This is a genomic window from Nocardia sp. NPDC057455, assembly GCF_042802775.1.
Taxonomy (GTDB): Bacteria; Actinomycetota; Actinomycetes; order Mycobacteriales; family Mycobacteriaceae; genus Nocardia.
On the sequence record NZ_JBHVDM010000152.1, the window covers coordinates 1 to 9370 of the forward strand.

10 protein-coding genes are annotated in these 9370 nt (G+C 69.3%); 4 read left to right on the forward strand and 6 right to left on the reverse strand.

Going from position 1 to position 9370, the window contains the following annotated elements; genetic code table 11:
• Nucleotides 1-35: 35 nt before the first annotated feature.
• Together ACFU5M_RS33245 and ACFU5M_RS33250 are read right to left on the reverse strand one after the other, a co-directional pair.
• Nucleotides 36-1472: an MFS transporter gene (locus ACFU5M_RS33245; RefSeq protein ID WP_379055368.1), complete on the reverse strand. Its 1437-nt coding sequence runs from the start codon at nt 1470-1472 to the stop codon at nt 36-38.
• Between the two features lie 7 nt (nt 1473-1479).
• Entirely contained in the window at nt 1480-2280 is an 801-nt protein-coding gene (locus tag ACFU5M_RS33250; RefSeq protein ID WP_379055370.1) for an acyl-CoA thioesterase, read from the reverse strand.
• 54 nt (nt 2281-2334) lie between these two features.
• On the opposite strand from ACFU5M_RS33250, the gene ACFU5M_RS33255 reads away from it, so the two are divergent.
• From ACFU5M_RS33255 to ACFU5M_RS33265, 3 genes are read left to right on the forward strand one after another with little or no spacing between them, the layout of a single operon-like run.
• Nucleotides 2335-2808 carry a winged helix-turn-helix transcriptional regulator gene (locus ACFU5M_RS33255; RefSeq protein WP_379055372.1) on the forward strand — a complete coding sequence of 158 codons (474 nt, stop codon included), beginning with the start codon at nt 2335-2337 and terminating at the stop codon, nt 2806-2808.
• A gap of 55 nt (nt 2809-2863) precedes the next feature.
• On the forward strand, nt 2864-3277 hold the full coding sequence (locus ACFU5M_RS33260) for an NUDIX domain-containing protein (protein ID WP_379055374.1): 414 nt from the start codon (nt 2864-2866) through the stop codon (nt 3275-3277).
• A 32-nt stretch (nt 3278-3309) separates the two neighbouring features.
• On the forward strand, nt 3310-3807 hold the full coding sequence (locus ACFU5M_RS33265; protein WP_379055376.1) for a hypothetical protein: 498 nt from the start codon (nt 3310-3312) through the stop codon (nt 3805-3807).
• Between the two features lie 27 nt (nt 3808-3834).
• Here the strand turns inward: ACFU5M_RS33265 and ACFU5M_RS33270 are convergent, their stop codons facing one another.
• The 4 genes from ACFU5M_RS33270 to ACFU5M_RS33285 are packed head-to-tail and all read right to left on the reverse strand — an operon-like array spanning nt 3835 to nt 7550.
• Nucleotides 3835-4434 (reverse strand): ATP/GTP-binding protein, encoded by a 600-nt coding sequence (locus tag ACFU5M_RS33270; RefSeq protein WP_379055386.1) that lies wholly within the window; start codon nt 4432-4434, stop codon nt 3835-3837.
• Nucleotides 4415-4789 carry a DUF742 domain-containing protein gene (locus tag ACFU5M_RS33275; RefSeq protein ID WP_379055378.1) on the reverse strand — a complete coding sequence of 125 codons (375 nt, stop codon included), beginning with the start codon at nt 4787-4789 and terminating at the stop codon, nt 4415-4417. The genes ACFU5M_RS33270 and ACFU5M_RS33275 overlap by 20 nt, the downstream gene beginning before the upstream one ends.
• A gap of 8 nt (nt 4790-4797) precedes the next feature.
• Nucleotides 4798-5211 (reverse strand): roadblock/LC7 domain-containing protein, encoded by a 414-nt coding sequence (locus ACFU5M_RS33280; RefSeq protein ID WP_379055380.1) that lies wholly within the window; start codon nt 5209-5211, stop codon nt 4798-4800.
• Between the two features lie 2 nt (nt 5212-5213).
• Nucleotides 5214-7550 carry a nitrate- and nitrite sensing domain-containing protein gene (locus ACFU5M_RS33285; protein WP_379055382.1) on the reverse strand — a complete coding sequence of 779 codons (2337 nt, stop codon included), beginning with the start codon at nt 7548-7550 and terminating at the stop codon, nt 5214-5216.
• A gap of 248 nt (nt 7551-7798) precedes the next feature.
• Here ACFU5M_RS33285 and ACFU5M_RS33290 point away from each other — a divergent pair, with 248 nt between their 5' ends.
• Nucleotides 7799-9352, forward strand: coding sequence for a succinic semialdehyde dehydrogenase (locus tag ACFU5M_RS33290; protein WP_379055384.1), 1554 nt, complete (start codon nt 7799-7801; stop codon nt 9350-9352).
• Nucleotides 9353-9370 lie beyond the last annotated feature (18 nt).

The window sequence follows — 9370 nt, forward strand, 5'->3', positions numbered from 1 at the left end:
CACCTGCCGGGCGCCGACCGGGTCGGTGCGACGGATCAGGCGGCGGCCGGCTCACTGACCGGTTCCGGCTGCGCGGCAGCAGGTTTCGGCATGCGGGCGGCCACGCCGAGCACACCGGCGAGTACCGCGACCGCGGCCGTCACGTACCACCCGCGCCGGAACGCGTCGAGTGTCGCTTCCGGACCGGTGGGTGAGCCGAGCACCGCGACCAGGACCGCGACCCCGACCGCGAGACCGATCTGGCGCGCCATGCTCAACACGGCCGACCCGGTCGCGAACCGCTGCGGCGGCAGTCCGCTGGTACCCGCAGCGAAGGCGGTCGGCAGGGTGAGGCCGACGCCGATGCCGCTGACCACCATTCCGCCGAGCATGCCGCCCACGTAGTCGGGCGTGAGGGTGATCGCGCGCGCCCACCACAGCATGCCCGCACCGAAGACGATCCCGCCCGCGGCGATGACCGGTCCGGCCCCGATCCGACCGATCAACCGCCCTGCCAGGACGGCGATCACCGGCACCATCAGCGGGCCCGGCGCGACGGCCAGACCGGTGCGCATCGCCGACCAGCCCCACACGGTCTGCGCCCACAGCACCGCCGAGAGCAGCATCGCGCCGAAGGCGACGTTGAAGAAGACGGCGTTGCCGGTCATCCAGGCGAAGTTGGGTGCGCGCAGCAGCGCCGGATCCACCACCGGGCTGTGGTGGCGGGCCGAGGAGACGACGAACGCCACCGCCAGGACCGCCGCCACCGCGAACGCACTCAGCACGCCGGCCGAGGCCCACCCCCAGTCCTCGCCCTTCACCAGTCCGAACACCAGTCCGGCGATCGCGCCGGCAAACAGTGCCGCACCGAACAGGTCGGGCATCCGTCCGCCGTCGCCCTCGGGATCGGGCAGCATCCGCACGCCGACCACCACGGCGACCAGACCGAACGGCACGTTCACCAGAAACACCCAGCGCCAGCCGAATTCGACGAGCAGGCCGCCCAGCACCGGCCCGAGCGCCGCGCCGAGTCCGCCGAAGGCCACCCACAGCCGTACCGCGGCGGCGCGGCGTTGCGGAGGGGAGGCCGCGAGCACCAAGCCGAGCGAGGCCGGCGTCAACAGCGCGCCGCCGACGGCTTGCAGGATGCGGAAGAACACCAGCGATCCGACGTCCCATGCGGTCGCGCACAGTGCCGACCCGGCGACGAACACCACCAATCCCAGCAGGAACGTGGTTCGAATGCTGCGGCGGTCACCGAGTCGTCCGGCCGGGACCAGCAGTGCGGCGAACACGATCGCATAGGCGTTGAGGACCCAGGACAGCCCGGAGATCCGCGCTCCGCCGAGATCGGCGGACATGTCCGGCAGGGCGACGTTGACGATGAACAGATCAAGGCTCGACAGCAGCACGCCGATCGAGACGACGGTGAGCACGACCCGGAAGTCGGCGGCAGCCCGGTTCGGCGCCGTGGCAGGGGAAGTCACGATCATCTCCGTTTCAGCCGAGCACGCGGCGGGTCTGGCGGGCCGAGGCGAGCAGCAGACCACTCCGGTCCCAGATCGAGGTGTCGTCCACCGACCAACCGCCGGCGGTCGAGGCGTTCACCGTGCGAACCAGCACCGGCAGGCCGCCGGTGGGCAAGTCGTGGAAATGCATCGATAGCGCGACGGTGGGAATCGCGACCGGCACGCGCAGCGTGGGGAAGACGGCGGGCGGCAAGGCGTCGGCGAGGATGGCGAGGGCCGCCGCGTCGGCGGGCGCCTCGGGGACGAGTGAAATCCACGCGCACATCATCGGTTCGTCCGCGCCGGTGAGCGGCAACGGTCCCGCCACGGGACGGATGTCGAAATGAGCTGCTGCCGGCACGATTTCGGGTGGGAGGGCGAACGGCGCACAGGATTCGGGATCGGGCACCGACGGTGCCGGTGCGCCCGCGTAGGCCGCGATGCCCGATTCCATGGTGCGACCGAGCGTGACGGACGCCGCCGCGACCGGTTTGCCGCCCTGCTCGGCGTGCACATCCAGCACAACGGTGCTGCGGCCGACCGTGTGCTCGGTCGCGCGGAAGGTCAGCGCCTCTTCGGTGGGGCGACCCAAGAACCGGAGGTCGACGGCCCGCACCGGCATCGGTTCGGTGGCCGCGGCGCGAGCCACGTCGACCAGCAGTGCCGCGATCACGCCGCCGTGCGGTCCGGTCCAGCCCCGCCAGGACCGGTCGACCCGCGCCTGCCACCGGCCCGCGCCGGCCTCGGTGAGCGCGAACTCCTCGGCGAGCGTCCACGAAGTGAGTTGCTTCATGCAACGCACCATAGGGTAGTGAGTTCTATCAAGCAACTGACTATGCTGGCGACTATGCGCAGGACGAGCTTCGAGGATATGAACTGCTCGCTGGCTCAGTGCCTCGAGGTGGTGGGAGAATGGTGGACTCTGCTGATCGTGCGCGACGCCCTGTTCGGCGTGACGCGCTTCGACGACTTCCGCGACCGACTCGGCATCGCCCGCAACGTTCTCACCCAGCGTCTCGAGCATCTGGTCGAGCACGGCGTGCTGACCAGGGAGCCCTACCAGGACAACCCGGTTCGCTACGACTACCGGCTCACCACGAAAGGCCGCTCGCTGTGGCTGGTCGTCATCGCGATGCGGCAGTGGGGAGACGAATGGGCCGCGCCGGACGGCCCGCCGGTCCAGACGACGCACGCGGCGTGCGGCAACCTCGCGACCGTCGAGCCGGTGTGCTCGGAGTGCGGAGAGCACGTCGCGCCGCGCGACCTGCGTCCCGTTCTCGGCCCCGGCGCCAAGGACCCTTCCTTCCTACCCGCAGGTTGAGGCGGGCGCAGCCGCCCGTTCCGCGTTCGCCCGGATGCAGCGATAGGCTGCGGCGGTGGCGGACGGGCGAGTGCGGCAGTTGATCGACACGGTGGCATGGGTGCGCATCCAGGACGGACGGATCCTGTGTGCCAGACCGCGTGGCAAGGATGTCTTCTACATCCCGGGCGGCAAGCGCGAAGGCGGCGAGACCGATCTGCAGACGCTGCTGCGCGAGATCGAGGAAGAACTCACCGTCGCACTGCTGCCGGAGACCGCCGCGCACGTCGGCACCTATGAGGCGCCGCACGGTCCGGTGGACGGGGCGGTGGTGCGGATGAGTTGCTACACCGCGGATTACCGCGGAACGCTCGCCGCGAGCAGTGAGATCGAAGAAGTCGCGTGGTTCGCCTATGCCGACCGCGCCCTCGTCCCTCCGGTCGACCAGTTGTTGTTCGACGATCTGGTGCACGCGGGCCTGCTACGGTGAATCGCGGGCCGAACAGCGCTACCGTCGGCGGTATGTCGTGGCTTGGGGCACTCCTGCGTTACGCCACCTACGCGCTCTGGGCGCTCCCGCTGGCGGTGCGGCGGATTCCGACCCGGTTGCGTGTGCCGCGGCGAATGCTCGGCGAATCCGTTCTGCCGCACGAGTTCTCCGCCACCCGGTCGGTCTCGCACTCGGTGCTCAGCGGCGCGGTCGGCCTGACGGCCTGGTTTCTGGCGTTCCTGGCGATCATCGCCGCTTTCCGGGGGGTGCTGTTTCCGCTGGTCGCGAGCGACAATCTCGAAGGATCCTGGGGTGGGCCCACCTCGGCGGGCGCATGGGCGGTGCACGCGGCGCTCGGCATCGGACTGCTGCCGGTCTGGCTGCTGATCCTCGCCGGACTCGGCGCGTTCCAGTTGCGGCTCACCCGCGGTCTGCTCGGCCGGAACGGGCCGTGGTGGCCTGCTCCGGCCGCGGTAGCGCTGGCCGCGGGTGGCGCGTTGTTGTTCGTCGCTTGGCTGCGGCAGGTGTGAGGATCCGGGATACCCGCAGCCGCTCGCTCAGGTGGTGGCGTGTGCCCGTTGCGCCCGCTGAATGAGGTGTTCGACGAGGGTGAGCAAGACGTCCTTGCAGGATCCGCGGTCGCGCGCGTCGCAGAGCATGACGGGGGTGGCCGAGTCCAGGTCGAGGGCGTCGCGTACTTCGTCGTTGGTGTAGCGCGGTGCGCCGTCGAAGCAGTTGACGCCCACCATGAACGGCAGACCGCGGCGCTCGAAGAAATCCACGGACGCGAAAGAGTTGCCGAGCCTGCGGGTATCGGCCAGGACGACGGCGCCGAGTGCGCCGCGCGCCAGTTCGTCCCACAGGAACCAGAACCGGTCCTGGCCCGGTGTGCCGAACAGGTAGAGCACCAGTTCGCGGTCGATGGTGAGCCTGCCGAAGTCCAGCGCGACCGTGGTCGTGGACTTCTGCTCGACGCCCGACAGATCGTCGATGCCGGTGCTCACTTCGGTGATCAGCTCCTCGGTGCGCAGTGGCGCGACTTCGCTGATCGCCGAGACCATCGTGGTCTTGCCGACGCCGAACCCGCCGGCGACGAGGATCTTGACCGACGCGGCCAGTTGCGGTGTGCCGCTCGGGTCAAAGTTTTCGGATTCCATCCAGTACCGCTCGCAATATGTTGAGGTCATCGGGTCCGGCCTCCGTCGGAACGGGAGCGCGGAAGATCAGTTGCCCGTCGCCGATCAGATCACCGACGAGGATCTTCGTCACCGCAAGCGGCAAACGCAACTGTGCGGAGACTTCCGCGACGGTCTGCGAAACCCGGCACAGGCGAAGGATATCGGCGTACTCGGGTTCGCTGCGTCGCGGTGTGGGCGCGGAGGTGTCCGCGATCACGGTGGTGAGCATATCCAGTTCGGGCCCGGCGCCGCTGGTGCGCCCGCGCGTGACCGCGTAGGGACGCACCAGCGGGCCTGCCGCCTCGTCGAACCAGGGCTCACGCGGATGGGTCATGGCAGGGCTTACTCGACATGTCCGACGAGGTCTTGGCGCGGCGTCGTGGAAAGATAGCTGCCGACGCGCTGGACGGTCAGATTCATCTCATAGGCCACCATGCCGAGATTGGCCGACTCGGCGGCTTGCAGTGCCAGGCAGGCGTTGTCGCCCGCCGAGGTCACGAACAGCACCGCCCGATCGAGTTCGATGACCGCCTGCCGGACGCCGCCGCCGTCGAACCGGTTGCCCGCGCTGCGCGCCAGCCCGTAGAGCGCCGAGGACATCGCACCGAAGTGTTCGGCGTCCTCGCGGCTCATACCGCTGGAGCGGCCGAGTAGTAGCCCGTCGGTGGACAGCACCACCGCGTGGCGCACGCCGGCCAGCCGCTCGACGAGATCGTCGAGCAGCCAATTGAGATCACCTGCGGGAGAATCGGACACCCCTAGCCTTCCTGTTCGTCGTGGATGGTGGCGCGACGGCCCTGCCTGGTCCCGTTCTCGATGGCGGACATCAGATCACGGGCCTGCTCGGCGGAACGGGGAGGCTGCCCGGAGGCGGCCTGCTCCTGGGCCGACTGCGCCAATTGCGGTGCGAGGTTGGTCTGTCGGTTGCGCCGGGGCAGCGGCGGGCGGCCGTCGGAGCCCGGTTGCGTCGGCGCCTCGGTGTACGGGCGAGGGGCGTAGCGCGGAGCCGCGGCGGATTCGACCGGCAGGGTCGCGACCGACGACGCGGGGGTCTGCGCGGAGTTTCCCGGCTCTGTCACGATCGCGGGCGTGGTGACGAGCCTGCGGCGGCTGCCGGGATCGGTGAGCTCCGCCGGTGTCTGCGGTACGCCCGAATCGGCCGCGATGAGGGCGGACGGAACGAGCACGATGGCCTTGATGCCGCCGTAGTCGGAGTCCGACAGCCGCACCGCGATGCCGTGGCGCGTGGCCAGCTGGGCGACCACGAACAGGCCCAACCGGGAGTCGGCCGAAAGGGCCGCCACGCCGAAATCCGGTGGATTGCGCAGCGTCTCGTTCATCTTCGCGAGGTCGGCTTCGGACATGCCCATGCCCTGATCACCGATTTCGACCACGACACCTTTGCCGACCACGTTGCCGGTCACCTCGACACGCGACTGTGGCGGCGAGAAGGAGGTGGCGTTGTCCACCAGCTCGGCGAGCAGGTGGATGAGGTCGGCCACCGCCGTGCCGAGTACGTGTACTTCGGGCAGCCGGGTCACCCGCACCCGGGCGTAGTCGAGGGTCTCGCCGACGGCGCTGCGCACCAGGTCCATCAGCGGGACCGGGTTGCGCCACTGCCTGCCCGGCTTGCCACCGCCGAGGATGGTGAGGTTCTCGGCGTTGCGCCGCTCCCGGGTCGCGAGGTGATCGAGACGGAACAGGGTGTCGAGCAGGACCGGGTCTTCCTGGCGCTGCTCGGCCTCGTCGAGGATTTCCAGCTGCCGGTGCACCACGATCTGGCTGCGGTGCGCGATGTTCAGGAATACCGCCTTCACGCCCTCCCGGGTACGAGCCTCGGCCACCGCCGCGGAGACGGCGGCGGAATGGGCGTGCTGGAACGCTTTGGCCACCTGTCCGATCTCGTCGCTGCCGTAGTCCAGGTTCGGGGATTCGGCAGCGGGATCGACGACTTCGCCGTCGCGCAACCTGCGCATCATGTCGGGCAGCCGCTCGTCGGCCAGCGCGAGCGTTTCGCCCCGCAGCCGCTTCAACCTGCGAATGAGGCGGTTGGCCAGGACGACCGCGACGACGAGCACCAGAACGCCGACCACGAGCATGCCGCCACCCGTCACGGCGGATCTGGTCGCCGCCGCGGTGGCCTTGTCTTCGGCGGCCCGCTGGACATCCCTGTTGTAGACCGACCAGACGTCGAGCAACCCGTGACTGATCTCGGTGGCTGCGCGGTGCCAGTCGTCGGTGCTCAGCGGCAGTGGCGGCAAACTCGATTGCCGTGTTCCGGTCGGCGGGTTCGCCGCGGTGGCCATCGCGGCGTTGACGCGCTGGACGATGGCGTTCTCCATCGCGGTCAGGTGTTGCCAGGCCGTGCCGGTGGACAGCGCCTGCAGGCGGTCTTTGCTCGGACCGTCCAGTTCGGCGATGAGCATCGCGATTTCGGTGTGGTAGTAGCCCGTGAGTCGGGTGTACTCATCGATCGGGACGGGCGGGGGAGTGGCGCCGTTGACGTAGACCGCGCCGAGGGCGTCGCTGCGCGACATCGCCTCGCTCACATGGAACAAGCGGATGCCGGCGACGGTGCCTACGGCGATGTCGCTTTCCGGCGCGCTCCGCACGGTGGACTGGGCGCCTGCGGAAATCGGGTCGAGCAGCCGGTTGTAGAACATGTACGCGTCCGGGACCGGCAGTGCGCCCGCGTCGGCGGCGGAGCGCACCGTCGTCAGGTTCTGCGTCAGCATGACGACGTCGGCGTCCTTCTCGGTGATCTTCGAGTCGTCGACGTCGCGCAGGTTCGCCGAAGCCGTCAGCAGGTTGCGCACCGCGAGGTCTACGTGTGCGCGAGCGGCGCCGAGCGCGGGCCCGAGAGTTTCGTCGCCGGATAGCTGGGCGAGGGTGAGCTGACGTTCCTGCTGGGCCGCGGCCATGACGTCGCTGGTCACCGCGATGGCGTCCTGACTCGCCGCGGCCCAGTCCTTGGCCTTCGTTCCTTCGGCTACCAGGTAGCCCGCGGCGCCCATGCCGGCCAACAACAGAGTCAGACTCGGAATGAGCGCGATAGCCAGAATCCGGGTGCGGACCCCAAGCCTCGCTCTGAACATCGGCATAACGTAAACCACGACCCGGCGATTCGGACAGCCGGTCCCGGTGAGTGGGACTCGATTTGACTCGCCTCGGAAAACTGTGAGCTACCGGGAACCTCACCCGGGCCACACCTCGAACCACGAGGTATTCGGTGCCGAGGCGGCCACGGACGGTGCTGCGCACTCCGTCCGTGGTGGGTTCAAGACAGGTGATTTCGGGCGTAGATTGTGTGTATCTCAAAGTTACCCACAAGTAGGAGGCAACGATGCCCGCGCCGGAAGCCGAAGTATTCGACCGCCTCAGCGCGCTGGCCGCGATCGAGGCACCCGCGGACCGTCCGCGCAGGACGATCGCCGAGACGTTCACCGGGAACCCCCTGGGCGGTGTGCCGGTCGGCACCGCGGCCGATGTCGCCGCCGCCTTCGGCAAAGCCAGGGCCGCGCAGCAGCGCTGGGCGGCCCGTCCGGTGGCCGAACGCGCCGCCGTGCTGGATCGTTACCGCGCGCTGGTGGTGGAGCACCGCGAGTTCCTGATGGACGTGGTGCAAGCCGAGACCGGCAAGGCCCGCTGGGCGGCCCAAGAGGAAATCATGGGCCTGATGTTCGCGGCCCGCTATTTCGCCAAGATCGCCCCGAGCGTGCTGAACGCCCACCGGGTAGCGGGAGCCTTTCCCGTGCTCAACCGCGCCTCGGTCCGGTATCAGCCCAAAGGCGTGGTCGGAGTCATCGCCCCCTGGAACTACCCGCTGCTGCTGTCGATCGGTGATTCCATTCCGGCGCTCATCGCGGGCAACGCCGTGGTGGTCAAGCCCGACAGCCAGACTCCGTTCTCCACTCTGGCCGGCGCCGAGCTGCTCTACCGGGCGGGCCTGCCGCGCGAGCTGCTCGCGGTCGTCCCCGGCCCGGGCGGCGTGGTCGGCACCGCGATCGTCGAGGACTGTGACTACCTGATGTTCACCGGTTCCTCGGCGACCGGGCGCACCCTGGCCGAGCAGTGCGGCCGCAGGCTGATCGGCTTCTCCGCCGAACTCGGTGGCAAGAACCCGATGATCGTCGCCGCGGGCGCCGACCTGGACAAGGCCGCCAAGGCGGCCGTGCGCGCCTGCTTCTCCAATGCCGGGCAGTTGTGCATCTCCATCGAGCGGCTCTATGTCGAGCGGGAGGTCGCCGCGGCGTTCACCGAGAAGTTCGTCGCCGCCATCCGCGCCGCGAAACTCGGTGCCGCCTACGACTATTCGGCCGATATCGGCAGTCTCATCTCCGAAGCGCAACTGGAAACGGTGTCCAAGCACGTCGCCGACGCCACCTCGAAGGGAGCGAAGGTGCTCACCGGCGGCAAGGCCCGCCCGGACCTGGGTCCGCTGTTCTTCGAGCCGACCGTGCTCGGCGAGGTGACCGACGAGATGGAATGCGGTCGCAACGAAACCTTCGGCCCGCTGGTGTCGGTCTATCCGGTCGACAGCGTCGAGGAGGCGGTGCGCCTGGCCAACGACACCGACTACGGCCTCAACGCCTCGGTCTGGGCGGCGAGCAAGTCCGAAGGCGAGCGGATCGCGGCGCGGCTGCACGCGGGCACGGTCTGTGTGGACGAGGGTTACGCGCCGGCGTGGGGCACCACCGGTGCCCCGATGGGCGGAATGGGTATCTCCGGGGTGGGCCGCAGGCACGGGCCGGACGGTCTGCTCAAGTTCACCGAACCGCAGTCGATCGTGGTCACCCGCTTCATGAATCTCGATGCGCCGAAGCTGTTCCCGAAGGACAAGTGGCAGCCGTTCCTGATGACCGTGGCGCGCAGCCTGCGTTTCCTGCCCGGGCGCTGAAACACGAGTCCGCCCGGG